The sequence below is a fragment of the Actinoallomurus rhizosphaericola genome, assembly GCF_024055675.1.
Lineage (GTDB): Bacteria > Actinomycetota > Actinomycetes > Streptosporangiales > Streptosporangiaceae > Actinoallomurus > Actinoallomurus soli.
In genome coordinates, this window is sequence record NZ_JAMXMW010000011.1 from 236,864 (window position 1) to 262,736 (window position 25,873).

The 25,873-nt window shown below is 73.3% G+C and carries 30 protein-coding genes and 1 riboswitch; of the genes, 20 read left to right on the forward strand and 10 right to left on the reverse strand.

The window, feature by feature from the left end; translation table 11 throughout:
• Nucleotides 1-304 precede the first annotated feature (304 nt).
• Complete coding sequence (locus NE234_RS24715; protein ID WP_252782957.1) at nt 305-1,588, reverse strand: pyridoxal phosphate-dependent aminotransferase; 1,284 nt, start codon at nt 1,586-1,588, stop codon at nt 305-307.
• A 128-nt stretch (nt 1,589-1,716) separates the two neighbouring features.
• On the opposite strand from NE234_RS24715, the gene NE234_RS24720 reads away from it, so the two are divergent.
• Together NE234_RS24720 and rpe are read left to right on the forward strand one after the other, a co-directional pair.
• Complete coding sequence (locus NE234_RS24720) at nt 1,717-2,643, forward strand: LysR family transcriptional regulator (protein ID WP_252782958.1); 927 nt, start codon at nt 1,717-1,719, stop codon at nt 2,641-2,643.
• Nucleotides 2,644-2,656: 13 nt separating this feature from the next.
• Nucleotides 2,657-3,322, forward strand: a complete 666-nt coding sequence (gene rpe, locus NE234_RS24725) for a ribulose-phosphate 3-epimerase (protein ID WP_252782959.1) — start codon at nt 2,657-2,659, stop codon at nt 3,320-3,322.
• Between the two features lies 1 nt (nt 3,323).
• Here the strand turns inward: rpe and NE234_RS24730 are convergent, their stop codons facing one another.
• On the reverse strand, nt 3,324-4,349 hold the full coding sequence (locus NE234_RS24730) for an MBL fold metallo-hydrolase (RefSeq protein WP_252782960.1): 1,026 nt from the start codon (nt 4,347-4,349) through the stop codon (nt 3,324-3,326).
• Nucleotides 4,350-4,536: 187 nt separating this feature from the next.
• Nucleotides 4,537-4,667: riboswitch (FMN riboswitch) on the forward strand.
• 67 nt (nt 4,668-4,734) lie between these two features.
• Between NE234_RS24730 and ribD the strand changes: the two genes are divergently transcribed.
• From ribD to NE234_RS24765, 7 genes are read left to right on the forward strand one after another with little or no spacing between them, the layout of a single operon-like run.
• The gene (gene ribD, locus NE234_RS24735; RefSeq protein ID WP_252782961.1) at nt 4,735-5,877 is read left to right on the forward strand and encodes a bifunctional diaminohydroxyphosphoribosylaminopyrimidine deaminase/5-amino-6-(5-phosphoribosylamino)uracil reductase RibD; all 1,143 of its coding nucleotides are present in this window, start codon (nt 4,735-4,737) and stop codon (nt 5,875-5,877) included.
• Nucleotides 5,878-6,477: a riboflavin synthase gene (locus NE234_RS24740; RefSeq protein ID WP_252782962.1), complete on the forward strand. Its 600-nt coding sequence runs from the start codon at nt 5,878-5,880 to the stop codon at nt 6,475-6,477.
• The gene (gene pnuC, locus NE234_RS24745; RefSeq protein WP_252782963.1) at nt 6,474-7,121 is read left to right on the forward strand and encodes a nicotinamide riboside transporter PnuC; all 648 of its coding nucleotides are present in this window, start codon (nt 6,474-6,476) and stop codon (nt 7,119-7,121) included. Before NE234_RS24740 ends, pnuC begins: the two co-directional genes overlap by 4 nt.
• On the forward strand, nt 7,118-8,326 hold the full coding sequence (locus NE234_RS24750) for a bifunctional 3,4-dihydroxy-2-butanone-4-phosphate synthase/GTP cyclohydrolase II (RefSeq protein WP_252782964.1): 1,209 nt from the start codon (nt 7,118-7,120) through the stop codon (nt 8,324-8,326). The genes pnuC and NE234_RS24750 overlap by 4 nt, the downstream gene beginning before the upstream one ends.
• Nucleotides 8,327-8,339: 13 nt before the next feature.
• Entirely contained in the window at nt 8,340-8,852 is a 513-nt protein-coding gene (gene ribH, locus NE234_RS24755) for a 6,7-dimethyl-8-ribityllumazine synthase (RefSeq protein ID WP_252782967.1), read from the forward strand.
• Nucleotides 8,853-8,899: 47 nt separating this feature from the next.
• Nucleotides 8,900-9,775: an ATP phosphoribosyltransferase gene (gene hisG, locus NE234_RS24760; RefSeq protein WP_252782968.1), complete on the forward strand. Its 876-nt coding sequence runs from the start codon at nt 8,900-8,902 to the stop codon at nt 9,773-9,775.
• 19 nt (nt 9,776-9,794) lie between these two features.
• Complete coding sequence (locus NE234_RS24765; protein WP_252782970.1) at nt 9,795-10,223, forward strand: PH domain-containing protein; 429 nt, start codon at nt 9,795-9,797, stop codon at nt 10,221-10,223.
• Nucleotides 10,224-10,568: 345 nt separating this feature from the next.
• Here NE234_RS24765 and NE234_RS24770 read toward each other — a convergent pair whose 3' ends face one another.
• Nucleotides 10,569-11,180 (reverse strand): TetR/AcrR family transcriptional regulator, encoded by a 612-nt coding sequence (locus NE234_RS24770; RefSeq protein ID WP_252782972.1) that lies wholly within the window; start codon nt 11,178-11,180, stop codon nt 10,569-10,571.
• A 123-nt stretch (nt 11,181-11,303) separates the two neighbouring features.
• On the opposite strand from NE234_RS24770, the gene NE234_RS24775 reads away from it, so the two are divergent.
• Nucleotides 11,304-11,690, forward strand: a complete 387-nt coding sequence (locus NE234_RS24775) for a nuclear transport factor 2 family protein (protein ID WP_252782973.1) — start codon at nt 11,304-11,306, stop codon at nt 11,688-11,690.
• A gap of 305 nt (nt 11,691-11,995) precedes the next feature.
• Here NE234_RS24775 and NE234_RS24780 read toward each other — a convergent pair whose 3' ends face one another.
• Entirely contained in the window at nt 11,996-12,838 is an 843-nt protein-coding gene (locus NE234_RS24780) for a helix-turn-helix transcriptional regulator (RefSeq protein ID WP_252782975.1), read from the reverse strand.
• A 248-nt stretch (nt 12,839-13,086) separates the two neighbouring features.
• On the opposite strand from NE234_RS24780, the gene NE234_RS24785 reads away from it, so the two are divergent.
• The gene (locus NE234_RS24785) at nt 13,087-14,109 is read left to right on the forward strand and encodes an aldo/keto reductase (protein ID WP_252782976.1); all 1,023 of its coding nucleotides are present in this window, start codon (nt 13,087-13,089) and stop codon (nt 14,107-14,109) included.
• A 117-nt stretch (nt 14,110-14,226) separates the two neighbouring features.
• Here the strand turns inward: NE234_RS24785 and NE234_RS24790 are convergent, their stop codons facing one another.
• Nucleotides 14,227-14,781 carry a NuoB/complex I 20 kDa subunit family protein gene (locus NE234_RS24790; RefSeq protein ID WP_252782977.1) on the reverse strand — a complete coding sequence of 185 codons (555 nt, stop codon included), beginning with the start codon at nt 14,779-14,781 and terminating at the stop codon, nt 14,227-14,229.
• A gap of 84 nt (nt 14,782-14,865) precedes the next feature.
• On the opposite strand from NE234_RS24790, the gene NE234_RS24795 reads away from it, so the two are divergent.
• Nucleotides 14,866-15,765, forward strand: a complete 900-nt coding sequence (locus tag NE234_RS24795) for a LysR family transcriptional regulator (RefSeq protein WP_252782979.1) — start codon at nt 14,866-14,868, stop codon at nt 15,763-15,765.
• A 112-nt stretch (nt 15,766-15,877) separates the two neighbouring features.
• Here the strand turns inward: NE234_RS24795 and NE234_RS24800 are convergent, their stop codons facing one another.
• Nucleotides 15,878-16,264: a PPOX class F420-dependent oxidoreductase gene (locus NE234_RS24800; RefSeq protein WP_252782980.1), complete on the reverse strand. Its 387-nt coding sequence runs from the start codon at nt 16,262-16,264 to the stop codon at nt 15,878-15,880.
• 103 nt (nt 16,265-16,367) lie between these two features.
• Here NE234_RS24800 and NE234_RS24805 point away from each other — a divergent pair, with 103 nt between their 5' ends.
• Complete coding sequence (locus NE234_RS24805) at nt 16,368-16,820, forward strand: winged helix-turn-helix transcriptional regulator (protein WP_252782981.1); 453 nt, start codon at nt 16,368-16,370, stop codon at nt 16,818-16,820.
• 24 nt (nt 16,821-16,844) lie between these two features.
• On the opposite strand, the gene NE234_RS24810 is transcribed toward NE234_RS24805, so the two are convergent.
• Entirely contained in the window at nt 16,845-17,471 is a 627-nt protein-coding gene (locus NE234_RS24810) for an NADPH-dependent F420 reductase (protein WP_252782983.1), read from the reverse strand.
• A gap of 65 nt (nt 17,472-17,536) precedes the next feature.
• Here NE234_RS24810 and NE234_RS24815 point away from each other — a divergent pair, with 65 nt between their 5' ends.
• From NE234_RS24815 to NE234_RS24845, 7 genes are all read left to right on the forward strand, one after another.
• Entirely contained in the window at nt 17,537-17,902 is a 366-nt protein-coding gene (locus tag NE234_RS24815; RefSeq protein ID WP_252782984.1) for a winged helix-turn-helix transcriptional regulator, read from the forward strand.
• Nucleotides 17,903-17,946: 44 nt separating this feature from the next.
• Nucleotides 17,947-18,858 (forward strand): AAA family ATPase, encoded by a 912-nt coding sequence (locus tag NE234_RS24820; RefSeq protein ID WP_308206921.1) that lies wholly within the window; start codon nt 17,947-17,949, stop codon nt 18,856-18,858.
• Between the two features lie 2 nt (nt 18,859-18,860).
• Complete coding sequence (locus tag NE234_RS24825; protein ID WP_252782986.1) at nt 18,861-19,961, forward strand: vWA domain-containing protein; 1,101 nt, start codon at nt 18,861-18,863, stop codon at nt 19,959-19,961.
• Nucleotides 19,954-21,051 (forward strand): XdhC family protein, encoded by a 1,098-nt coding sequence (locus tag NE234_RS24830; protein ID WP_252782987.1) that lies wholly within the window; start codon nt 19,954-19,956, stop codon nt 21,049-21,051. Before NE234_RS24825 ends, NE234_RS24830 begins: the two co-directional genes overlap by 8 nt.
• 128 nt (nt 21,052-21,179) lie before the next feature.
• Nucleotides 21,180-21,317, forward strand: coding sequence for a hypothetical protein (locus NE234_RS24835; protein ID WP_252782989.1), 138 nt, complete (start codon nt 21,180-21,182; stop codon nt 21,315-21,317).
• Nucleotides 21,318-21,415: 98 nt separating this feature from the next.
• Nucleotides 21,416-22,000 (forward strand): nucleotidyltransferase family protein, encoded by a 585-nt coding sequence (locus NE234_RS24840; protein WP_252782990.1) that lies wholly within the window; start codon nt 21,416-21,418, stop codon nt 21,998-22,000.
• A gap of 143 nt (nt 22,001-22,143) precedes the next feature.
• Nucleotides 22,144-22,467 carry a hypothetical protein gene (locus tag NE234_RS24845; RefSeq protein WP_252782992.1) on the forward strand — a complete coding sequence of 108 codons (324 nt, stop codon included), beginning with the start codon at nt 22,144-22,146 and terminating at the stop codon, nt 22,465-22,467.
• Nucleotides 22,468-22,486: 19 nt separating this feature from the next.
• Here the strand turns inward: NE234_RS24845 and NE234_RS24850 are convergent, their stop codons facing one another.
• The 3 genes from NE234_RS24850 to NE234_RS24860 all read right to left on the reverse strand — a co-directional run bounded on the left by NE234_RS24850 (nt 22,487) and on the right by NE234_RS24860 (nt 25,702).
• Entirely contained in the window at nt 22,487-23,683 is a 1,197-nt protein-coding gene (locus tag NE234_RS24850) for a DUF6986 family protein (protein ID WP_252782993.1), read from the reverse strand.
• A gap of 153 nt (nt 23,684-23,836) precedes the next feature.
• Entirely contained in the window at nt 23,837-24,742 is a 906-nt protein-coding gene (locus tag NE234_RS24855) for an aldose 1-epimerase family protein (RefSeq protein WP_252782995.1), read from the reverse strand.
• Between the two features lie 27 nt (nt 24,743-24,769).
• Complete coding sequence (locus NE234_RS24860; RefSeq protein ID WP_252782997.1) at nt 24,770-25,702, reverse strand: oxamate carbamoyltransferase subunit AllH family protein; 933 nt, start codon at nt 25,700-25,702, stop codon at nt 24,770-24,772.
• Nucleotides 25,703-25,873: the final 171 nt, after the last annotated feature.

The window sequence follows — 25,873 nt, forward strand, 5'->3', positions numbered from 1 at the left end:
CCGATCGCGGCGCGAGTGCTCGGGGAAGGCCACCGGGCGGTGTCCTGAAGAACGTCTGAACAAGGCCGTGGTCATCGAGCCGTGCACCCGCGGTACTCGGTTGACGTTATCGGTCAGCGCCGGTCACTCAGATGGTGAATCCGCCAAATGATCTTAGGACCGTGAGACCGCACGTCGGGGGTGACGACCCGGCCATTCGCGGTTCAGATCCGGCTACCGGATTCGGCGGCCGCCTCAGCGGTCGCCGTGGTCGGTCCGCGCCGTTGACCCCTGACCGTCGCATCCGGCCGTTCCGGCGGTGAGGTCAGGCGGACACCGGGAGCGTCGCGTGAACCCGGGCGGTCAGCTGCGTGAGCACCTCGGTGGCGCGGTCGAGGGCGTCGGCGATCCAGGGCACGGCGAGCGGGTCGGGTGCGCCGAGAGCGGCGTCGCGCTCCTCTGGGCCGTCCCCGTACAACAGGCTGGTCGCCACCCGGAGCCGCAGTGCCTCCGGCGGGTCGCCGAACGCGCTGCCGGGCAGCACGCCGACGCCGTGTTCTTCGAGGAGGAGGTCCGCCAGGTCGGCGGAGGTCCGGATCCCGAAGCGGTCGCGCAGGTGGTCGCGGACCGGCCCGGCGAACTCCGGGTAGCAGTAGAACCCGCCCTGGGGCGCTGCCACACGGGCCCCGGCGCTCGCGAACCGCTCCGCCATCGCGGTCGCCACGGCCGCGTGCAGGCGGCGGCTGGCGGTGATCCGGTCGGCGATCTCCGGCGGCTCGGTGAAGGCGTAGGCCGCCGCCTCCTGGACCGGGCCGGACGCGCTCGACCAGATCTCGCTGGCCACTCCGGCGAGCCGGTCCCGCAGGCCGTGCAGCTCTCCGGGCAGCCGCGCCACGCCGATCCGCCAGCCTCCGAGCGCGAGGCTCTTGCTCAGGGCCGTGGTGATCACCGTGCGCTCCGGCGCGAAGCGCGCGGGCGACGGGAAGTCGCCGCGCTGGTCGAAGACGAGGTCGCGGTAGATCTCGTCGGCGATGATCACCAGGTCGAGCTCGCGGGCGACCTCGCAGAGCCGGCGGACCGTGTCCGAGGGCGCCAGCGTGCCCGTCGGGTTGTCGGGGAGCGTGACGACGACGCTGCGGACCACGTGGCCGGCGGCCCTCGCCCGTGCCACGGTCCCGGCCAGCGCGCCGGGATCGGGCACACCGCCTTCGCCGGGGCGGATGGGGACGAAGACCGGCTCGGCGCCCATCAGGCGGGTCTGGGCGGCGTAGCTGACCCAGCTGGGCCGTGGGACGACGACGCTTCCGCCGATCGCCAGCAGGAGGGCGTACAGGAGGGGCTTGCTGCCGGGGCCGGCCACGACCAGGTCGGGGTCTGCGGACAGCCCCCGGCGGCGCCAGTACCCCGCCGCGGCGTCCCGCAGGGTGGCGCTGCCCGCGACCGGGCCGTAGGCGCCGCGGCCGGCCGCCGCGCCGAGCCGGCGCTCCAGGCCCGGGTGGACGTTGAGCCCGGCCTCCCCGAAGGCCAGGGGAAGGACGGGGAGGCCCGCGCGACGGCGGCGGTCGAGCGCCTCGTTGGCGGCGAGAGTCGCGGAGATTGCGACTGACATATCGAACGACTCCAAGGGAGCTTCCGGTCGGAAAGGTGGTCGTGCGCGGCGCCGTGCCCCTTCATCGTTCAGCGTTCCCCGGCATCATCACAAGCGAGGCTTTCCGCTGGTCTGCATAAGATGTGCTTATGCTCGACGTCCGGCGGCTCCGCCTGCTGCGCGAGTTCGCCGAGCGCGGCAGCATCGCGGCCACCGCGAAGGCCCTGGGCTACACCGCGTCGGCCGTGTCCCAGCAACTGGCCGTGCTCGAGCGGGAGGTCGGCGCGACCCTCCTCGACCGCACCGCGCGCAGCGCCGAGCTGACCGACGCCGGCCGCCGGCTCGTCCGGCACGCCGAGCGCATCCTGCGGATGATCGAGTTCGCCGAGGCGGACATGGCCGAGCCCGAGCCCTCCGGGCACGTGGTCCTCACCGCGTTCCCCACCGCGGCGGTGGCGTTCGCGCCCGCGCTGGCGCACAGCCTGCGTCGGCACTCGGGCCTGACGTTCCAGCTCCGCCAGAGCTCCGGCGACGGCCTGCCGCAGGTGCGGTCCGGCGAGGTCGACGTCGCGCTGATCGACGACTGGACGGGCCGGCTGCCGACGCGCGGGGGCGGCAGCCTGCGGTTCACGCTCCTCATGCACGACCCGGTCGTGCTGGTCGTGCCGTCCGACCACTGGGCGGCCGACCCGGACGTGCGGCTCGACCTGCGGCGGCTCCGGGAGGAGCCGTGGATGGCGGCGCCGCCCGGCGAGCCCTCGCGCGAGGCGTTCGACCGGCTCCTGTCCGACGTCGGCGGCGCCCCGTCGGTGCCGTGGGAGTTCGAGGGGCTCGGCACGATCCTCGGGCTCGTCGCCCGTGGCGTCGGCGTCGCCGCCGTCCCGAGCCTCGCCCTCACCGTGGGCGTGCCGGGGATCGCGGTGCGCCGCCTGCCCCGTTCGATGACCCGCTACGTCTACGCGGTCGTGCGGACCGCGAGCGTACGCCGCCCGTCCATCGCGGTCACCGTCGAGGCGCTGAGGTCCGCCGCCGCCGACCTCGACGCCGCCCGCCCGCCCGAGGACGGCCGTCTCTAGACTTGTCGGCATCATGGCCGTGCAAATCGCTCCCAGCATCCTGTCCGCCGACTTCTCCCGTCTCGCCGACGAGGTGACGGCGGTGTCCAACGCCGACTGGATCCACGTCGACGTGATGGACAACCACTTCGTGCCCAACCTCACGCTCGGGCTTCCGGTGGTCGAGTCGCTGCTCAAGGTCACGCCTCTGCCGCTGGACTGCCACCTCATGATCGAGGACCCCGACCGGTGGGCGCCCGGCTACGCGGAGGCGGGCGCGGGCAGCGTGACCATCCACGCGGAGGCCGCGAGCGCGCCGATCCGTACGCTCCGGGCGATCCGCTCGGCGGGCGCACGGGCGGGGCTGGCGCTCAACCCCGGCACGGCCGTCGAGTCGTACGCCGACCTGCTCGCCGAGATCGACATGCTGCTCGTCATGACGGTCGAGCCCGGCTTCGGCGGCCAGTCGTTCCTCGACGTCGTCCTGCCGAAGGTGCGGCGCGCCCGCGACCTCATCAAGGGCCGCGACCTCGACGTCTGGCTGCAGGTCGACGGCGGGGTCAACGCCGAGACGATCGAGCGCTGCGCCGAGGCGGGCGCGGACGTCTTCGTGGCGGGTTCGGCGGTCTACTCCGCCGACGACCCCGCCGAGGCCGTCCGCTCCCTGCGCGAGCGCGCGAGCGGCGCGTACGCCTCCTGACTCACGCCGTCTCGTAGATCACCACGCCGTCGCCGTCCGCGCTTCCGCGCAGACGGCCCTGCGTGACGAGCACCTCCAGGTGCGCCTGGGTCTCGGTGGTCGCCAGCATCTGGTTGAACAGGTCGAGGTCGTCGAAGGCACGGCCCCGCCGGGTCCAGGTGAGCGCGCGCGCCGTCTCGTACGCGGTGCCCGAACCCGCCGTGACGGCGGCGGCGCTCGCGTCGAGCCGCTCGGCGTGGTGCTCCAGGAGGGCGTCGACGCGGGCGTGGACGCTGTCGGTGACCGGTCCGTGCGCGGGCAGCAGCCGCAGGTCGGGCATCTCGCGGACGAGCCGGAGGGAGTCGAGGTACGCCCCGAGCGGGGAGGTGTCCGGGGCGCTCTCGAAGCCGATGGACGGCGTGATGTGCGGCAGGACGTGGTCCCCGGCGAACATCAGCCCGGCGCCGAGGTCGGCGAAGACGAGGTGTCCGCGCGTGTGGCCCGGCGTGGGGACGGCGAGGAGCTCGCGGTCGCCGAGCGGCACGGCGGTGCGGCCGTCGATCCAGTCGTCGGGCATCTCCCAGTCGAGGCGGTCCTGGCCGCCCTCCTTCCAGGCGGCCTTGAGGCGTTCGACGAGGGGGCCCGCGCCGCAGGCGAGGAGGCGCGCGAGCTGCGGGGACTCCTCCCGGCGCACCGGCCGGGTCAGCAGTTCGAGAGTGTGCCGCTCGCCGAGGCCGAGGCTGACCCGCGTGCCGAACTCCCGGCGCACGGCGACCGCCTGCGTGTAGTGGTCGCGGTGGACGTGGGTGACGAGGAAGCGGGTGATGTCGCCGAGGCCGTGCCCGAGCTCCTTCAGCGCCGCCTCCAGCCGCCGCCGGGACTCCTCCAGCGCCCAGCCGCCGTCGATCAGCACCAGGCCGTCCTCGCCGGTGATCGCGTAGACGTTGACGGCGCGCAGGCCGTCGTTGGGAAGCGGCAGCGGGATCCGGTGCACACCAGGCGCGACCTGGAACGCTCCAGGCTCCATCCACTCCGTTCGCTGCGTCATCGGCCCCGCCTTCGTCTCTCCACTAGAACCACATTCGACCCCTATGGAACCAGAAGGGCGGGACCCGCCATCGCCTCGGTCTCGCCGGGCTTGCCAAGCAAGCGATTGGTTGGCAGAATTCGAGGCGTGTGCATGCTCACATGTGGCGCGGAATGCCCGGCATGGCACACTGGTTGTGGGTCAGTGAAAGCGTGCTCCGGGGTCGGTGAAAGTCCGAACCGGCGGTGACAGTCCGCGACCCGGCCGAAACCATCGGCCGGTTGACCCGGTGGAATTCCGGGACCGACGGTTAAAGTCCGGATGGGAGGCAGCACGCGGCCGTGCCCTGTCGGGCATGGCCACTGCGGCCTTGCCGCGCACCCGGAGCCTGATCAGGGAGGCCCGGGTGATCGTTCATCCCGCGCAGGAGCGGGCGATGCGCCGGGCGCTGGCGCTCGCCGCCCGCGCCCGCGGTGAGACCAGCCCGAACCCCGTCGTCGGCTGCGTCGTCCTCGACGCCGACGGACAGGTCGCGGGCGAGGGACACCACGCGTACGCCGGAGGTCCGCACGCCGAGGTCGTGGCGCTGCGCGAGGCCGCCGGCCGCGCCGAGGGCGGCACCCTCCTCGTCACCCTCGAACCCTGCGACCATCAGGGCCGTACCGGGCCGTGCACCGAGGCCATCATCGAGGCCGGCGTCCGGCGCGTCGTCTACGCGGTCGCCGACCCCGATCCCGTCGCGGGCGGCGGCGCCCGCCGGCTCGCCGAGGCGGGGGTCGAGGTGGAGGAGGGGCTGCTCGCCGCCGAGGCCGAGCGCGTCAACGCCGAGTGGCTCACCTGCACCAGGCTGGGCCGGCCCCACGTGACCTGGAAGTACGCCGCGACACTGGACGGCCGGTCCGCCGCCGCCGACGGCACCAGCCGGTGGATCACCGGCCCTGAGGCCCGGCACGACGTCCACGAGCTGCGCGCCCGCTGCGACGCGATCGTCGCCGGATCCGGCACCGTGCTCACCGACGACCCCCACCTCACCGTGCGCGGGGTCCACCGGCACGACCACCGGCGCACCCCCCGCAGGCCGTTGCGCGTCATCGCCGACACCCGCGCGCGTACGCCGCTGACGAGCCGGGTCCTGGACGACGAGGCCCCCACTCTGGTCGCCGTGGCCGAGGACGCCGCCGCCACGGCGCTGGAGGCTCGCACCGCCGTCGTGCGCCTGCCGTACGGCGACGGCGGTCTCGACCTGACCGCGCTGCTCGCCGAGCTGTACGACCGGCAGATCGTCTCGGTCCTCCTCGAGGGCGGCCCGACGCTGGCCGGCTCGTTCGTGGCCGCCGGCCTGGTCGACCGGATCGTCGCCTACCTCGCCCCCCGCCTGCTCGGCTCGGGCCCGGCCGCCCTCGGCGACGCCGGCGTCACCACGCTCGCCGAGGCCCACCACCTCCAGATCGACGACGTCACCCGGATCGGCGACGACCTGCGGGTCACCGCGGTCAGGCCGGCCGTCGAACCCCCCACCCGGCCGGTAGCGGCCCGAAGGGAGAGCTGAATGTTCACCGGAATCGTCGAGGAACTGGGCGAGGTGGTCGCGCTCGAACCGGCGGGGGACTCCGCCCGGCTCACCGTGCGCGGCCCGCTCGTCGTCTCCGACGCCGCGCACGGCGCGTCCATCGCGGTCAACGGGGTCTGCCTCACCGTGACCGACCTCAAGGGCGACGCCTTCACCGTCGACGTCATGAAGGAGACCCTGGACCGGTCCAGCCTCGCCGCGCTGGAGCCGGGGTCGCCGGTCAACCTCGAACGCCCCGTCCGGCCCGCCGACCGCCTCGGCGGGCACATCGTCCAGGGCCACGTCGACGGCGTCGGCCGCATCGTCTCCCGCGAGCCGGGCGAGCGCTGGGAGGTCGTGACCGTCGAGCTCCCGCCGCGGCTCGCCCGCTACGTCGTCGAGAAGGGCTCGATCACGGTCGACGGCGTCAGCCTGACCGTCGTCGAGGCGCGCGACGACGCCTTCACCATCGCGCTGATCCCCACGACGCTGGAGCTGACCACTCTGGGCCGCAAGGGCCCCGGCGACCCGGTGAACCTCGAGGTCGACGTCGTCGCCAAGTACGTCGAGCGGCTCGTCACGGCGGGAGCGGTCGAGTGAGCTCCTGGACACAGGCGGGGATCACCGTCCTCGGCGAGAAGGTCCTGTGGACCGACCTGGTGGGCAACGTCCTGTCCCTCGGGACGGTCTGGCTGGCGATGCGGCGCACGATCTGGACCTGGCCGGTGCAGCTCACCGGCGCGGTCCTGCTGCTGGTCGCCTCGGTCAGCGCGCACGCGCCCGGCAACGCGCTCAAGCAGGTGATGTTCCTCCTGCTCGCCTCGTACGGCTGGGTCCGGTGGCTGCGGGGCCTGCGGGAGAGCCGGGAACTGCCGGTGCGCCCCGCGACCGGGCGGGAGCGCCTGGCGCTCGTCGGAACGCTCGCGGTCGGCACCGCCGCCGTGGCCCTGCTGTTCGCGAACATCCCGTGGCTGCAGATCTCCTGGTCGCCGCTGGCGAACGCGTACATCTTCGTCGGCAGCGCGGTGGCGACGTACGCGCAGAGCCGGGCGCTCGTCGACTTCTGGGTCATCTGGGTCCTCGTCGACCTGGTGGGCGTCCCCCTGGCCTTCAAGTCCGGGCTGTACGTCTCCGGCGCGGCGTACGGCATCTTCTTCGTCCTCGTCATGGCCGGTCTGCGCGACTGGCTGAAGCAGTACCGCCGGCAGCGGCGGGACACCGAGCCCGAGGTGGTGGCGGCATGAGTCTGGACAGCGTCGAAGAGGCGATCGCGGACATCGCGGCCGGCAAGGCCGTGGTGGTCGTCGACGACGCCGACCGGGAGAACGAGGGCGACATCATCTTCGCCGCGTCGAAGGCGACGCCGGAGCTGGTCGCCTTCACGATCCGGTACAGCAGCGGCGTGATCTGCGTGCCCATGGAGGGCGAGGACCTGGACCGGCTGCAGATCCCGCTGATGACCGCGCACAACCACGAGCGCATGCGCACGGCGTACACCGTGAGCGTCGACGCCCGCGACGGCGTCACCACCGGCATCTCCGCCACCGACCGCGCCCACACCATCCGCACGCTCGCCGACTCGGCGACCGAGCCGTACGAACTGGTCCGCCCCGGGCACATCTTCCCGCTGCGCTACCGCCAGGGCGGGGTGCTGCGTCGCCGCGGGCACACCGAGGCCGCCGTCGACCTGGCCCGGCTGGCCGGGCTCACCCCGGCCGGGGTGCTGGCCGAGGTCGTCAACGACGACGGCACGATGGCGCGGCTGCCGCAGCTGGAGATCTTCGCCAAGGAGCACGACCTCAAGCTGATCTCGATCGAGCAGCTCGTGGAGTACCGCAAGCGCACCGAGCGGATGGTCGAGCGGGCCGCCGAGACCCGCATCCCGAACCGTCACGGCACGTGGCGCGCGATCGGGTACTCGAGCCACCTGGACGACGGCGAGCACGTCGCGCTCGTCTACGGCGACGTGGGCGACGGCGAGGACGTCCTCGTACGGGCGCACTCCGAGTGCCTGACCGGCGACGTGCTGGGTTCGGAGCGCTGCGACTGCGGCACCCAGCTCGACTCCGCGATGGCCGCGATCGCCGCCGAAGGCCGCGGCGTCGTGCTGTACCTGCGCGGGCACGAGGGGCGGGGCATCGGCCTGGTGGCCAAGCTGCGGGCGTACCAGCGTCAGGACGACGGCTCCGACACCGTCGACGCCAACCTGGAACTCGGCCTGCCGGTCGACGCCCGCGAGTACGGCAACGCCGCGCAGATGCTGCTCGACCTGGGCGTCCGGTCCGTCCGGGTGCTGACCAACAACCCGGCCAAGGTCGCGGGACTGGAGCGCTTCGGCGTCGAGGTGCGCGGGCGCGTCTCACTGCCCGTCCTCGTCACCGAGCACAACCGGCGCTACCTCACCGCCAAACGCGACCGGCTGGGCCACGAGATCGGAGACCTGGGATGAGAGAGGTTCGTCAGTGAGTGGGATCGGACGGCCGGGGGAGACCTTCGTCGACGCCTCGGGGCTGCGGCTGGGGATCGTCTGCACCCGGTGGCACGCGCGGATCACCGACCGGCTGCTGGAGCGGGCCGTCGCCACGGCCAAGGAGTGCCGGGTCGCCGACCCGGTCGTCGTACGGGTCGCGGGCGCGCTGGAGATCCCGGTCGTCGCCCAGCAGCTCGCCCGCGACAACGACGCGGTCGTCTGCCTGGGCGCGGTGATCCGCGGCGAGACCCCGCACTTCGACTACGTCTGCGACTCCGTCACCGCCGGCCTGACCAGGGTCGCCCTGGATGAGGGCACCCCGGTGGGCAACGGGGTACTAACATGTGAGACGCTCGACCAGGCATTGGACCGCTGCGGGCTGGATCACAGCCACGAGGACAAAGGGATGGAGGCGACCGTGGCCGCACTCGATACGGCACTGACCCTGCGAGGTCTTCGGCACCACGGTCACACGCGGCACGACGCGGAGCATCTGGGCTCCTGAGCGTCGACGCCGCGAAACCCATCATCCGAAGAAAGGTCTGCTGAACCGTGCTGTCACTCGTGCTGCCCAAGGGCTCCCTGGAGAAGGCGACGTTCGAGCTGTTCGACGCCGCCGACCTGACCGTCCGCCGGGCCTCCGACCGCGACTACCGTGCCTCGATCGACGACCCGCGGATCGACCGGGTCCGCGTCCTGCGCCCGCAGGAGATCCCGACCTACCTCGAACAGGGCCTGTTCGACCTCGGCATCACCGGCCGCGACTGGATCACCGAGACCGACGCCGACGTCGTCTCCCTCGGTGAGCTGAAGTACTCCAAGGCCACGTCCAACCCGGTGCGCGTCATCATGGCCGTGCCGAACGACGCGCCCTGGCAGACCGTCTCCGACCTGCCCGAGGGCGTGCGGATCTCCACCGAGTTCCCCGCCCTCACCGAGCGGTTCCTCACCCAGCACGGCGTCAAGGCGCGGGTCGTCCCGTCGTACGGCGCGACCGAGGCGAAGGTCCCCGACATCGTCGACGCGATCGTGGACCTCACCGAGACCGGGTCGTCGCTGCGCAAGAACGGCCTGCGCATCCTCGACACCCTCCTGACCAGCTACACCGAGCTGGTCGCCAACCGCGAGGCGTACGAGGACGCCGAGAAGCGGGCGGCGATGGAGGACATCGCGCTGCTGCTGCAGGGCGCGATCCGGGCCCGCGGCAACGTCCTGCTCAAGCTGAACGTCGAGAACGGCGCGCTGCAGAGCGTCCTGGACATCATCCCGTCGATGTCGTCCCCCACCGTCACGCCCCTCGCCGGCGGCGAGATGCACGCGGTGGAGAGCGTCGTCGCCAAGCACGGCGTCAACACCCTCATCCCGGCGCTGAAGGCGGCGGGCGCCCGCGACATCCTCGAGATCCCGATCAGCAAGATCGTCGACTGATCCGTAAGGCGGCTCCTTCATGACCACGGCGACGTGGCGACCCCGGCGGGCCAGGATCGTCCCGTACGTCCTCGCGGCGGTGGTCGTCCTCGGGATGATCCTCCTCGCCGTGGCCATGCCGTCGCCCTGGGGCCTCGGCGACCGGATCGGCCTGGTCGTGATCGGGCTGGCCGTCGCCGGGGTCCTGCACATCCTCGCCCGCAGCCGGGTGACCGCCGACGACGAGGGCGTCACGGTCGTCAACGGCCTGCGCACGCACGAGTACGAGTGGGCGGAGCTGCTCGGCGTGACGATGTCCGAGGGCGCGCCCTGGCCCACCCTCGACCTCGCCGACGGCTCGACCGTCGCGATCCTGGGCATCCAGGCCTCCGACGGTGAGCGCGCCAACCGCGCCCTCGCCGAGCTGGCCGCCCTGATCCACGAACGCGGCGAGGCCGCCGACCACTGAGCCCGCGGCGGGTCGTACGGGAGTGCTCCGTCGCCGCCGCGTCACGGCCGATCAACGTCACCGTCACCCGGACGCCTTCCTCATCCGGGCGTCACCCTCAGCCGGCCACTGTCCTCATCCGGGCGTCACCCTCAGCCGGCCACTGTCCTCATCCGGGCGTCACCCTCGCCTGGACCTCGTCCTTACGAGGGCGCCTCCCTCACCCGGTCGGCGTCGCCGCCCTGATCAGCGGCCTGAACGTCCTCCTTCTCGCCCAAACCCTGACCGGCTGACCACCCGCCGTACGATCGGGGCCCCGCCCCGGAGAACTCACGCCGCCGTGTGAGCCGACCGGTGCGGCGATGTTCACCGGGGCTGGGATCGTAGCCCGTCGAGGATGAGCCCGGCGAGGTGTGCTGAGCGTTCGGGACTGGTCTCCGCGCCGGCGTGGCGGATCGCGGCGAAGGCGCCGGCGACCAGTGCCATCACCTCGTCAACGGTGAGGTCGTCACGCGCGGCACCGGAGGCGTGCGCGCGACTGAGCAGGTCCGCGACATGGCGTGTGAGGTCTGCTGCGACGCTCGGGGCGGCGATGCGCAGGTCGAACTCGGCGGCCGCGAGCGCGCTCTTGACGGCCGCGTTCTCGGCGCCGTTGGCCACCATCCGGGAAAGCAGCGTGAACAGGGCCGCGGGGTCGTCTGTTGCGGCGATCGCTTCCGCCTCCGCGACCAACTGTTCAAGCTGATCGGTCGCGACGGCGAGATAGAGCGCTTCTTTGGTAGGGAAATGCCGATGGACGGTGCCGGGACCAACGCCCGCACGCCGGGCGATCTCGTCCAGCGAGACGCCGAGACCTTCCGTCGCGAACAGCCGTTGCGCGGTCTGAAGCACCCGGTCGCGGTTGCGGCGCGCGTCGGCGCGCAGCCCGCGGTTGCTCCCGGGAGCCGCCGGGACGGCCTTGTGAGAGGGGTTGGACATGTCGATATCAGCATAACCGGGGCGGAGCACCGCTTATTATCGAAATCGTAACCGGGGCGGCGCACCGGTTGCGGGACCGCGCCGCTCACTACGACCGGACCATCAGCCGTGAGGAGATCGCCGGTGACCGCACACGATGACGTCAGCGCCCTGATCCAGCGGATGCAGGAGTGCTTCAACACCCGGCAATTCGATCAGGCCGCCGACCTGCATACGCCTGGCTTCTTCAGCCATCCGCTGGGCACCACCGGATTCGCGGCGGGTAAGGACGCCTGGCGCACGCTCACCGCCCGGTTCCCCCGCATGCGTGTCGTCGCCCAGGACGTTCTGGTCGACGGCGACAAGGCCGCCGTCCGCTCGACCGTCGAAGGGATCGAGGCCCCGGACGGCGCACAGCCCATGCTGTTCGAGATCTTCCGCGTCGACGATGGCCGGTTCGCGGAGATGTGGGGTGCCAGCACGGGATTCCCGCCTTCGATCAGCCCCGAGGATGTGCTCGGCCGGCCCTGAGGGTTTCGACGAACTCGTCATCGCCGGACAGGTCCCGCCCGAGTGGCTCGACAAGCGGCTCGTGGTCGAACGCCGGGCCATGTCACGCTGTCATTCGAGTCGACCGTGATCCCGGGCCTGTTGCAGGTCGAAGTGTTCCGCGCGGAGTACGGCCAACGGCGGTGACTGCGTCGAAGTGGCCGTGGTCGAGTGGGCCGGAGAGAACGACAGCCGTGAGTGCCGAGGATGTTCGTCGCTGGAACGACGAACATCCTCGGCACTGACGGTGCTGATCGCGGTCACGGTGGCGGACCCGGCGACGCGGCTCAGCCCGGGGTCAGCCTCTGGAGGCCGACCACGCGCAGCAGTTCCAGGCGCTCGTAGGACGTGCTGCCCGGACGGGCGGTGTAGACGACCAGCCGCTGGTCGTGCTCCGGGCTCAGCATCACCTCGCAGTCCAGCTCCAGCAGGCCGACGACCGGGTGCACGAAGCGCTTGACGTCCGTGCGGCGCACGGCGACGTGGTGGGCGTCCCACAGCGCCGAGAACTCCTCGCTGCGGGCGCGGAGCCGGCGTACGAGCCCGGCCAGGCGCGCGTCGTCCGGGCGGCGGGCGAGTGTGGCGCGCAGATCCGCCACCGCCGTGCGGGCGGCACGGTCACGGTCCTCGGCAGGGAAGAGCTCCCGCGCGGAGGGGTCCGTGAAATAGCGCCAGACGACGTTCTGATCCGCCTCGGGGCGGGCGGAGGCGTCCCCGTGGAGCAGCCCGGCCATCGCGTTCTGCGCGAGGACGTCGCCGCGGTCGCTCACCACCCGGGCGGGAACGTCGGTCAGCCGGTCGAGGACGAGGAGCAGGCCGGGGCGGACGTGGTCCGTGGTCGGCCGGTTGCGCGGGGGCTCCTCGCCCGCCAGATGGAAGAGGTGATCTCGTTCGTCGCCGGTCAGCCGCAGGGCGCGGGCGACGGCGGCGAGCATCTGGCGGGACGGGCGTGAGCCCCTGGCCTGCTCCAGGCGCGTGTAGTGGTCGGTGGACATGCCCGCCAGCTGCGCCACCTCCTCGCGGCGCAGTCCCGGAGTGCGGCGCCGCGCGCCCTGCGACAGCCCCACATCGGCCGGGGCGAGCCGGGCGCGGCAGTGGCGCAGGAAGTCGGCCAGTTCGCTTCGGTCCACGCCTCCACCATGCCCTGGACCGCCGGGCGCAGCCAGGGACGGCGCGTCCCCGGATAAGGACGTCTCTCCCGCCGGCGCCCGCACCACCGCACGCTGGAAGCCGGCTCGGCGGACCGGCGGCCCTCCGCAGGTGCGCCGAGCCGAGCACGAGAGAGACGCCGTGACGTACGGCATCCGCCCGACAGCCGCATCCGCCTTCCGCGGAGTCGCCGGCGTCACAGCCCATTGAGACCGGAGGAGAATTCCGCATGCAGTACCGCACGCTCGGCCGGACCGGGATCAAGGTCAGTCCTTATGCGCTGGGCGCATTGATGTTCGCCACGTCCGTCGGCAATCCCGACCCCGACGACTCGGCCCGGATCATTCACAAGGCGCTGGACGCGGGGATCAACCTCATCGACACCGCCGACGCCTACGGCGACTCCGAAGAGATCGTCGGCAAGGCGCTCAAGGGGCGACGGGACGATGTCGTCCTCGCGACCAAGGTGAGCCGCCCGATCGGCGACGACCCCAACCGGCAGGGCGCCTCACGGCGCTGGATCGTCACCGCGGTCGAGAACTCGCTGCGCCGCCTGCAGACCGACCACATCGACCTCTACCAGATCCACCGGCCGGACCCCACCACGGACGTCGAGGAGACGCTTTCCGCGCTCTCCGACCTGATTCACAGCGGGAAGGTCCGTGCGATCGGGACGTCCAACATGCCGGCGTCCGACATCGTCGAAGCGCAGTGGGTCGCCGAACGGCGCGGTCTGGCGCGGTTCCGTACGGAGCAGCCGCCGTACTCGCTGCTCAGCCGCGGCATCGAACGCGAGGTGCTGCCGGTCGCCCAGCGCTACGGGATCGGCACGCTGGTGTGGGGCCCGCTCGGGCAGGGACTGCTCACCGGGCGCGTCCGCAAAGGCCGGCGGAACGAACTCCGCCGCGCCGGCTTCGTCAAGCACGTCAACGACGAACGCCGTCTCGAAACCGTCGAGCGGTTCATCGTGCTGGCCGAGGAGGCGGGCCTGCCGCTCACCCACCTGGCCATGGCGTTCGCGATCGCTCATCCCGGCGTGACCAGCGCGATCGTCGGGCCGCGCACGATGAGCCACCTCGACGACCTTCTCGCCGGCATCGACGTTGCGCTCACCGACGACATCCTCGATCGGATCGACGAGATCGTCCCGCCGGGCACCGACGTCGGCACGCTCGACCAGGCCTACGTGCCGCCGACCCTTGAGCAGGCGAGCCTCCGCCGCCGGCCCGCCGGCGAACGCACCGCCGTCTGACCCGCCGCCGCCGACGACGGGCCCGGGCCCGGGCCCGTCGGACAGCCGTCACTGCCGAGGATGTTCGTCGTTCCGACGACGAACATCCTCGGCGCTCACGACGTTGATCGCGGTCCCTCAGTGCGGGGTCGGGCAGGCGTCGGCCAGGGGGAGTCCCGTGAGACGGGCCCGTTCCTCGGCCACGATCTCCGCGCGCCGGTGCGCGCCCAGCTTCGTGCCGCCGACCTTGTCGTGCAGCTTGACGATGGCGTCGAGCAGCATCTCCGGGCGCGGCGGGCAGCCGGGCAGGTAGATGTCGACCGGCACGATGTGGTCGACGCCCTGGACGACGGCATAGTTGTTGAACATGCCGCCCGACGAGGCGCACACGCCCATCGCGATGACCCACTTCGGCGCGGCCATCTGGTCGTACAGCCGCCGCAGCACCGGGGCCATCTTCTGGCTCACCCGCCCGGCCACGACCATGAGGTCGGCCTGCCGGGGCGACCCCGAGGGGCGCTCCATGCCGAACCGCGAGAAGTCGTGCCGCGGGTCGCCGACGGCCATCAGCTCCATGCCGCAGCACGCGAGCCCGAACGTCATCGGCCACATCGACGACCTGCGCGCCATGCCGGCCACCGCCTCGACGGCCGTGAGCAGGAAGCCGCCGGGAATTTGCTCTTCGAGTCCCATAGCCCTTCCAGGCTGGCCGCGCCGGGAAGGGTGATCAATGACGGATCGCGCCACGATCGTTAAGTCAGGCGTCACAATGAGCGCATGGAGATGCGGGAGATCGAGGCGTTCCTGGAGGTCGCCCGCGAGCTGCACTTCGGTCGTGCGGCGGCGCGACTGGGCGTGTCCACGCCGCGCGTGAGCCAGGCGGTGCGCGCGCTGGAGCGCCGGGTCGGCGCTCCGCTGTTCGAGCGCACGAGCAGGCGGGTCCGGCTCACGCCGCTGGGCGAACGCCTGCACGCCGAACTCCGGCCCGCGTACGACCGGATGGAACGGGCGCTGGAGGAGGCGCGGCGCGGCGCGAGCGCCGAGGTGCTCCGCGTCGGCGTCGCGACCAGCCTGCCCGGCACGGCGGTCGACGGGCCGATCCGGGCGTTCGAACGGGCCCACCCGCACTGCGCGGTGGTGCGCTCCGGGCTTCCCAACACCGACCCGACCCGCTGGGGCGACGACTGGCCGGTGGACGTCTTCGTCGGCTGGCTGCCCGCCGATGCCGCGCCGATCCGGGCGATGGGGTTCGCCGTCGGCCCGGCGTGGCTGCGCGAGGAGCGGGCGGTGCTGGTGGCGGCCGGGCACCCGCTGGCCCGCCGCGCCGTCGTCGACGCAGAGGAACTGGCCGGCCACGACATCCTGTATCCGCGTGGCATGCCGGAGCAGATCGCCGACCTGTGGATACCGCCGGCCACTCCCGGAGGCGTCCCGCTCCGCCGGGTGCGCCGTCACACGTCGGCGTCCCTGGAGGAGGCGATCGTCCTGGTCGCGGAGGGCGACGTGGTCCATCTGACGGTCGCCTCGCTGCGCCCGGACAATCCCCGTGTCGTCACCGTGCCGGTGGCCGGGCTGCCGCCGGTCGTCTGCGCCCCGGTCTGGCCCGCCGGCGCGGACGACGTGCTGATCCGGGACTTCGCCCGGGTCACCGGGATGAGCGGAGCCCGAGCGAGATGACCGCTCCGCTCGGATCGCTCCGTCCCCTCGTCGGCCGGCCCCCGGAGTTCCCGTGATCGACCTTTGATCCGGGCCGCCGGCGCGGCGTGGTGGCGTCATGGGACGACGCGTCTCAGCCGGCGCTCTGCCGATCGGGCTCGATGAGCGCGACGACCCGTTCCTCGTCGCGTGAGTAGGGACCGCCGATGTACTTCGTCGCGATCCGGTCGATGATCTCCCAGGCGGCGTCGCCCTCCAGCCACTCGACGACTCTGCCGCGGACGATGACCGGCTGGAACGGATCGTCGGCCGGTGTCAGGGACAGCGCGACCCGCGGGTCGCGCCGAAGGTTGCGGGCCTTGCGGGAGCCCGGGCCGGTGAGGATCGCGACGTGGTCGCCCTCCGTGCCGACCCAGACCGGAACGGAGTGGGGAGCGCCGTCGGGGAGGACGCTGGCGAGGTGGGCGAGCGAGGTGCCGTCGAGCACGCGGCGTACGTCGGGGTCGAGCATCGTGGTCATCTCCTGGCGTTGGTTCTGTCGGGCCGTGGAAGTTCCTTCAAGAGACTCCATGACCGTAGCAGGCTAAGTTCCGTAAGGGAACTCCGATCGTTAGACTGCTTCCATGCAACGCACGAACTTCGGGGAGATGGCCTGCTCCATCGCGCGCACCCTCGACGTGATCGGGGAGCCGTGGTCGCCGCTGATCCTGCGTGACGTGTGGGTCGGGTTGAGCCGGTTCGACCAGCTCCAGGCCGACCTCGGGATCTCACGCAAGGTGCTGACCGAGCGGCTCAACCACCTCGTCGACCAGGGCGTGCTCGAGCGCCATCCGTATGACAGGCGGCCGCGCTACGAGTACCGCCTGACCGCGAAGGGCGCCGAGCTCGTCGACCTGCTCATGGTCATGGTCGCCTGGGGGGACAAGTGGCTCGCGGGCGAGGCCGGCCCGCCGGTGCTCTACCGCCACCACGCGTGCGGTGAGATCAGCCGTGTCGACCTGCGCTGCGCCCACTGCGGCGAGCCCATGCACGCGGGCGACGTCGACCTCCTGCCGGGCCCCGGCGCGGCCGCGTGACCGGGACGGGGCCCGGAGCTCCCGTCATGAGAGCGGGGGCAGGGCAGAGCGCGGGTCGATTCCGGCGATGTGCAGGCCGATGACGTAGGCCGCGGTGGCCTCCAGGACGCCGGCCCGGTCGAGGTCGCCGGCGTCGGCGGGGACGCAGCCGAGGTCGTCGATCAGCGTCCGTGCCGTCGCCAGGGCGCCGGAGTCGTCGCCGCAGACGGGCACGGTCAGCGGGCGACCGTCGATCCGGGGCGGCGTCATCCGCCACATCGCGTCGGGGCACAGATTGAACGCCTTCACCACGTGGGCGCCGGTCGCGTCGGCGATCCGCCGGGCGACGGACGGGCCGATTCCGGTGGCGAGCGTGACGCCCGGATGCACGATGCCGTTCACGCAGTCGATCACCGTCCGCCCGCGCAGGACGTCCCCGACCTGCCCGAGGACGTCCGCCACGCCCTCGTACGCCACGGCGAGCAGCGTCGCCTCTCCGAACGCGGCCGCCTCGCGCAGGCCGCCCGCGCGGGAGCCCGGCCCGATCTCCGCGGCGCGCCGCACCGCCTTGTCCCGATCCCGCGCGCCGACGAGCACCTCGTGCCCCGCGCGTGCCCACTGGGCGCCGAGCGCGCCGGCCATGTTCCCCGCTCCGAGGATTCCGATTCGCATGGGCGCGACGTTAGAACCTCCGATGGGCACCGAACGGTGCCCGGCCGATGCGGTAAGGACAGGGGATGGACCGGGATCTCCTCGCCGACTGCCAGACGCGGCTGGCGTTCGACCTGCTGGCCAACACCTGGAACGCCGTCGTCATCTACGCGCTGCGCCACGGGCCCAGGCGACCGGTCGAGCTGCGCAGGGTGATCGGCGGCATCAGCGGCAAGGTCCTCACCGAGACGCTGCGGCGGCTGGAGGACGACGGGCTCGTGCTCCGGCGCGCGTACACCGAGGCGCCGCCCCGCGTGGAGTACGAGCTGACCGCGCCCGGTCGCGGCCTGCTCGAACCGATCGAGGCGCTCGGCCGCTGGACCGAGGAGCACGCCGACGCCGTCGTGGCGGCCCAGGAGCGCGCCGCCGGCCGCCGGCAGGGAGACGGCTGAATCGGGCGCGGGGCGAGATCCCGTCGGCGAAGTAGCCTTGAGGCGTGCCGCATTCCACCGCGTTTCCGGCGTCCGGCTTCGCTTCGCCGGCGGCCTTGGGCGAGGCGCTGGACCGGCATGCGTACCTCGCCGACGAGGGGCTCGCCACGGCCTGCTTCCTGAGCCTGCGCATGAGCCGCCCGCTGTTCCTGGAGGGCGAGGCCGGGGTCGGCAAGACCGAACTCGCCAAGACGCTCGCCGCCGTGCTCGACGTTCCCCTCATCCGGCTCCAGTGCTACGAGGGACTGGACGCCGCGCAGGCGCTGTACGACTGGGACTTCCCGCGCCAGCTGCTGCACCTGCGCGCCGCCGAGGCCGCCGGCGTGACCGACGTGCAGCGGCTGGAGTCGGAGCTGTACGACCGGCGGTTCCTCGTCGCCCGGCCGCTGCTGCGGGCGCTGGAGACCTCCTCGGCGGAGCGCCCGAGCGTGCTCCTGGTCGACGAGATCGACCGCGCCGACGACGAGTTCGAGGCGTTCCTGCTGGAGGTGCTGAGCGACTTCACCATCTCGATCCCCGAGCTGGGCACCGTACGGGCCGAGCGCCCGCCCGTCGTCATCGTCACCTCCAACCGCACGCGGGAGGTGCACGACGCTCTGAAGCGCCGCTGCCTCTACCACTGGCTGGAGCATCCGGCGTTCGACCGCGAGGTCGCGATCATCCGGCGGCGGCTGCCGGAGGCGTCCGAACGGCTCGTCCGCCAGGTCGCCGGCGCGGCGGCCCGGCTCCGGGGCCTCGACCTGCTGAAGACGCCGGGGATCGCCGAGAGCCTCGACTGGACCGAGGCCCTGGTCGCGCTCGGCGCCCGGGAGCTCGATCCCGACACCGCGGCCGTGACGCTGGGCGCCGTGCTGAAGTACCGGGAGGACACCGAGCGCGTCGCCAAGGGCCTGGACGTGCTGCTCGACGGGTCCTGACCATGGACGTGCCGCGCGACCTCGTCGAGACGCTGACCGGCTTCGCCCGTACGCTGCGCGCCGCCGGAGTGAACGCCGACCCCGAGCGGCTCCAGGCGATGATCGGCGCGCTCGACCGCCTCGACGTGCGGAACCCGCGCGACGTGTACTGGGCCGGCCGGCTCACCCTGTGCGCGGACCCCGCGGACCTGCCGCGGTACGACCGCTGCTTCGCCGCGTACTTCTCCGGGGAGACCGCCTCCGTGCGCCGCGCGCCCCGGCGGCCGGTCCCGGTCGCCCGGCCCGCCGCCGGGTCCGAGGCGGCCGGGGCGGAGGGGGGCGGCGACCCGAGCGGAACGGCCGCGAGCGCGGCCGAGATCCTGCGCAGACGTGACGTCGCCCGGCTGAGCACGGCGGAGCGGGACGAGGTGCGGCGGCTCGTCGCCCTGCTCGACAACGTCTCGGCGCGCCGCCGGTCCCGGCGGTTCGCCCCCGCGAGCCGCGGACGCGTCGACGCCGCCCGTACGGTCCGGGCGATCCTGCGGCGCGGCGGGGAGATCTCCCGGCCGCACCACCGCGCGCACCGGACCCGTCCCCGCCGCGTGGTCCTCCTCATCGATGTCAGCGGGTCCATGAGCCCGTACGCCGACGTGCTGCTGCGGTTCGCGCACGCGGCCCTGCGCTGCGCCCCGCGCAGCACCGAGGTCTTCACGGTCGGCACGCGGCTGACCCGGGTCACCCGCGAACTGCGGCACCGCGAGCCCGACGCGGCGATGGCGGCGGTGTCGTCCGCGATCCCCGACTGGAGCGGCGGTACGCGGCTGGGCGAGGAGCTGAAGGAGTTCCTCGACTGGTTCGGGCAGCGGGGAATGGCACGGGGCGCGGTCGTCGTGGTCGCCTCGGACGGCTGGGAGCGCGGCGACGCCACGCTCCTGCGTGCGCAGATGGCGCGGCTGCGGCGGCTCGCCCACCGGGTCGTGTGGGCCAACCCGCACAAGGCCCGGCCCGGATACGAACCGCTCACGGCCGGGATGGCGGCGGCCCTGCCGCACGTCGACGACTTCGTGGCCGGCCACAGCCTGGCCGCGCTCGAAGAACTGGCGGGAGTGATCGGCGATGCGTGATGTCCTCGGCGAGATCGGCACCTGGTACGCGGCGGGGGAGACGTTCGGCCTTGCCACCGTGGTCGACACGTTCCGCAGCGCGCCACGGCCGCCGGGCGCCGCCATGGCGGTCTCGGCGGCGGGCGAGGCCGTGGGGAGCGTGTCCGGCGGCTGCGTCGAGGGCGCGGTGTACGAGGTGGCGCGGGAGGTCATGGACACGGGACGGCCGGTGGTGCGGCGGTACGGCGTCAGCGACGACGACGCCTTCGCCGTCGGTCTCACCTGCGGCGGCATCCTCGACGTGCTGGTCGAGCCGGTCGGCCCGGCGACCTACCCGGAGTTCGCGGACGTCGTGGCGTCCGTCGAACGCCACGAGCCGGTGGCGGTCGTCACGGTCGTCGCGGGCCCCCGGGAGATCGGCGCGCGGCGGGTCGTCTGGCCCGACCGCGCGGCGGGCTCGCTCGGACTCGAACGCCTGGACGCCGCCGTGGACGACGACGCCCGCGGGATGCTCGCCCAGGGCCGCACCGGCGTCCGGCGCTACGGACCGGACGGCGAGCGCCGTGGGGACGAACTGTCCGTCTTCGTGCACTCCTTCGCGCCGCCGCCGCGGATGCTGGTGTTCGGGGCGATCGACTTCGCGGCGGCGGTCGTGCGCGTCGGCAGGTTCCTCGGCTACCACGTGACCGTCTGCGACGCCCGGCCGGTCTTCGCGACCGCCAAGCGCTTCCCCGACGCGGACGAGGTGGTCGTGAAGTGGCCGCACCGGTTCCTGGCCGAGACGGAGGTGGACGAGCGCACGGCGATCTGCGTGCTCACCCACGACCCGAAGTTCGACGTTCCCCTGCTGGAGGTGGCGCTGCGCACCCCGGCGGGCTACATCGGCGCGATGGGCTCCCGGCGCACCCACGACGAGCGGCTGAAACGGCTCCGCGAGACCGGCGTGACCGAGGACGAGATCGCCCGGCTGCGCTCGCCCATCGGCCTGGACATCGGCGCCCGTACCCCGGAGGAGACCGCGATCTCGGTCGCGGCCGAGCTCATCGAGCTCCGCTGGGGCGGCACCGGACGCCCCCTCAGCGAGACGGAGGGCCGGATCCACGGGGAGTGATCTCCGGCGAAGGGGTTCAGGGGGGCTGCCACCACCGTCCAAGAGTCGACCTGACCCTACTGCGCGGGCGCGCGCCCGGCCGCAGACTCGGAAGAGCCCGGAGAAACCGAGGAAGAAGGCCGAACATCATGCAGAACGCCCGGAAGACCGTCGTACGCCGGCTCGTCGTGACGGCGCTCATCGGCGCGGCGGTGGCCGGGGGAACGGCGGCGGCCCCCCACTCCGCCGCCCACGGCGTGCTCCCGCCCGTCGCGGCCCACCGCTGACCGAGAGGGAAGGCACCGTGGTGCGGACCCCGGCGGGCCGTTCCGGACGCCACGGTCGTCCGCGTGACGTGGGCCACACGGGCGGATACCCTCCCGAGATGGGGATCAGGCACGCGGGCGCACCGGCCGGGTTGCTGCTGGCCGCCGGAGAGGGGCGGCGGCTCGGCACGCCGAAGGCGCTCGTCGAGATCGGCGGGGAGCGGCTCGTCGACCGTGGGGTCCGGATGCTCCACGAGGCGGGATGCACTCCGATCGTCGTCGTCACCGGCGCCGCCGCGATCGACGTGGCCGGCGCGGTGATCGTCCACAACCCGGACTGGCGCACGGGCATGGCCTCGTCGCTGCGCCTGGGGCTGTCGGCGCTGGCGGACGACTGCCCGGCCGTCGTCATCGCCCTGGTGGACCAGCCGCGGGTGACCGCGGAGGCGGTGCGCCGCCTCCGCGCGGCGTACGCCGCCGGGGCGCGGGTCGCGGTCGCCACCTACGCGGGCCTGCCGCGGAACCCCGTCCTCATCGCGCACGAGCACTTCGCGGAGGCGGCGGCCGGCGCCTCCGGCGACGCCGGCGCCCGCGCCTTCCTCCGCGCCCGTCCCGACCTGGTCGTCACCGTGCCCTGCGAGGACGTCGCCGCCGCCGACGACATCGACACCCCCGAGGACCTCAGGCGCCTCGGCCGGCCGTGAGGGCGCGCCGCGGCGGCCGGATCAAGATCTCCGACAGGCCAACCGGGGACGGGGCTCGCGCGTCATACTGACGCGCGGGGACGTGTACGGTCCGACAAGATCGCCGGGTCGGGGGCTCCGGCTGGAGAGGTGAGCAGCCCGCTATGACGTCTGCCTGGCCGGAGGAACCCGGCTACCACTGGGTGACGCACAATGACAGCGCCGCCTCCCACCTGCTCAAGGCCGAGAACGCCCTGGCCCGTACGCCTCCGGACACGGCGGCGGCCCAGGTCCACGCGACGCTCGCCCAGGCGGAGGCCACGCTGGTCGTCGTCCACACGCTCCGCGACATCATGGCCAAGATGCGCGAGCAGACCATGGCGATCGAGGATCTGCGGCAGTTCATGGGCGCCGGCGACCGCGGCGACGACCGGCTCGTCGACGACGGCGTGCCGCTGCCCCGGCCGGGCGCGGTGGTGGACCGGTAGGGCGGCCCACCACCCGCGATCAGCCGATCAGGTCGCTGACGTCCTCCCGGTCGATCGCGCCGCAGTCGACGGCGTGCCGCAGCCGGGCGGTCACCGCCGCGGCCGTTCCCGGCCCGTCGAAGGCGCCGTCGGCCTGTCCGGCGCGGTCGGCCCGCAGGCGCTCGACGGCGTCGTCGAGGCCGTTCAGCAGAGAGGCGTACACCGCGGCGTAGCGGCTCGGCAGCTGCGCGACGTGCAGGTCGCAGCCCTGTGGGAAGCCGTTCATCAGGGAGTAGCGCACGAGACCGGCGTGCAGCCGCCAGGCCTTGTACACGTCCTTGGTCCCGTCGCCGGCCGGAGCGATCTTCGTCGCCCCGTCGGACAGGCGGACGCCGGTGCCCGCGAGGGTCACCTGCATGACGTGGCGCGCGTGGTCGCAGACCGGGTGGTCCAGCCGCTGCTCCGACGGCGGCAGCCCGCACGCGGCCGTGTAGTCGTACACGCCGAGCTGTGCCGCGCCGAGGCGGTCCCCGGCGGCGGCCACGATCTCCGGGAGACGGGCGACCGACTGCGGGGTCTCGATCTGGACCTCCAGGCGCAGCAGCCCCTCCGGCAGGCCGATCTCCGCCTCGAAACGGGTGAGGAAGTCGGCGAAGATCCGCACGTGCTCGGGCGTCACGATCTTGGGGAAGGTCACCAGGAAGCCGCCCGGCAGGCGGCCGAGCCGCTCGGCCAGCCCGGTGAGGAAGCCGTCGAGGGTCCGCATCGCCCGGCGATGCCCGCCGTCCGCGAACGACTTCACCCGCAGCCCCCAGTAGTAGGGGAGGGAGCGCGCCTCGTACGCCTGGGCGACCGCCTCGACGGCCGCGGCGACGTGGCCGTCCTCCTCCGCGTCGTCGCGGACGCCGTACCCGTCCTCGAAGTCGATGCGCAGGTCCTCCACCGGCTCGCGGGCGAGCTTCGCGGCGACCCGCTCCCGCACGGTCTCGGCCAGAGTCGCGTCGATGCCGAAGGCGCCCGCCGCCGAGGCCCCGTCCGCGACGTGGGTCTCCAGCAGTCGCAGCGCTTCTTTGCCCAGGTCGGCGGGGGTGGTCGCGGTGAACCGGTCGGCCGGGACGTACAGGGTGTGCACCGGGCGGCGCTGGTCCGGCCGGCCGCGGTACCGGCGGTCGTGCTCCGCGCGCGCCTCCTCCACCCGGGCGCTCAGGTCGTCGACGGAGGACAGGGTCAGCTTCATGAATACCTTCCAGAGACACCGCGTCGGATGAGGAACGTTACCGATCCGGGCCCGCCCGCCGGCGGCGATCGCCGCTGACGGGCCCGGGCCGGTGCAACGCCTTCGGGAGATGTGATCGCCGCTCGCGCCGGTCGGTTCGCGCCGGCGCGAAGATCAGTCGCCGACGATCCCCCAGGAGCCGCCGAACTCCGCGCCCGGCTCGAGCGTGATCAGGTCCGTTCCGGTGACGAACGCGTTCGGCGGGCAGGTCATCGGCTCGGCTCCCACGCCCGCGCGGCGCATGTCCCCGGGCGCCGTGTCGGCGGTGAAGATCTCCAGCCACGGATGCGCCTCGTCGGCCCAGAGCGCGACCGCGCGGGTCCCGTCCTCCAGGCGCACCCACGCGCGCCCGTCCGCGTCCCGGCGCAGGCCCGTGAAGGGGTTGTCGATCTTGGAGTCCCCGAGCCGCCGCCCGTCCCGCAGGTCGTACGGGGTCCCGGCGACGTCCCGTGCGGCGGACTCGGGAACGGCGCGCTCGTCGACCTCCAGGTACCGGTCGGCGGTGACGGTCAGGGAGCACTCGTCGAGCGGGCGGCCCAGGGTGAGGTACGGGTGCGCGCCGTGCCCGTACGGCGCGGGCCGCGAGCCGGCGTTGCGGGCCGACAGGCGTACGGTCAGGCCGTCCTCGGCGTCGAGGGAGTACTCGACGGTCAGATCCAGCCGGAACGGATAGCCGGAGTGGCCGAGCAGCCGGTACGCGAGGAGCACCCGGTGCGGCTCGTGCTCGGCGGCCGTCCACGCGCCCTCCCGTACGAGGCCGTGGATGGCGTTGTCGAGCGCCCGCTCGTTGATCGGCAACTGGTACGCCTCGCCGCCGAACTCGTAGCGTCCGCGGTCGATCCGGTTCGGCCACGGCGCCAGCAGCTGCCCCGACGCGGCGGGCGGCTGCACGTCCGCGTCGTGCGAGAGGACGAGGGGCCGGCCGTCCCTCGACAGTGCCCGCAGCGAACCGCCCTGCTCGGTGACGACGGCGGCGTACGGGCCGGCGGCGATCTCGTACTGGTTCCCGGAAAGTGTCATGGGTCGATTGTGGCCACCGGTCCCCGGTCACGGCTCACCGGGAGCGGCGGTCCGCCCGTCCCGGTGCGGGCCGCTCAGCGCGAGGGCGGCGCGGCAGCCGGTCAGCAGGCCCCAGGCGACGTCGCTGCCGGAGGTGTGACCGACCTCGACGAGGCGGCGTGCGGCGGGTGCGAGGTCCTCCTGGCCGGCGATGCCGCGCAGTACGGCCGCGGCCTCCACGCTCGCCTGCCCTCGCGCGGCGCACTGCAGCAGGGTCGCCGCCAGGGCGGTCGTGCGCTCGCACGCGTACGCGGTGACGGCGGCGCCGATCCAGTCGGCCAGCCGTACGGCCCGGCTGCCGCCGGGGACCGCCCCGCCGAGCAGGCGCAGCGCGAGCAGGAGACCGGCCAGCGCGTCGTCGCCGCTGGGGGTGAGGCCCGGGCCGAGCCCGACGATCCGTTCCGCCGCGTCGACGGCGTGGGCGAGGTCCCCGGCCGCGCAGCTGTCGGCGAGGACGTCCGGCACGGGATGCCCGCTCAGCCCCCAGGGCCCGGTGAGGTCGCCGAGCGCGCGGGCCCCGTGCGCCAGCCGGGCGAGCGACAGCGGGCCGAGCACCGGGGTCGGGTCCCACCAGCGCCGGATCCGTACCCGGAGCCGGGCCGCGACCTCCACGCCGCCCTCACCGACGAACGCCACGTCCCCCTCCCGGACGCCGCGGAAAGGCTCCTGCCGCGCGGGGACGGCCAGGACCACGGCGTTCGGCGGTCGCACGGCGTCCGTGGTGACGAGCGCGACGACGATCGGCTCGGCGGGCCCGTCGACCCTCAGGTAGGTCGTCGCGGGGAACACCGCGACCGCGCGGGCGGCGCGCCGGGGACCGCCGAGCACGGCGCGGACGCCGAGGCTGGCGGCGCCCGGCAGGCTCAGGGCCGGGGCGGTGCGCGGGCCGCGTCGCCGCCCCGTGGTGGTGGACGCCCTCATCCGGACCTCCCGCGGCGCGATGGGTCGGACCGCCCCGCCGGCCCGCCGGACGCGGGTCGCTCAGGCCCGGTCGCGGCTCCGGCCGGGGTCGGTCACGGTCGTGAACGTAAACCGGTCCGGGCCATGGCCGTATGGAGAATCCTGACAAGGATGGTTGCCAGCGTTCGTATT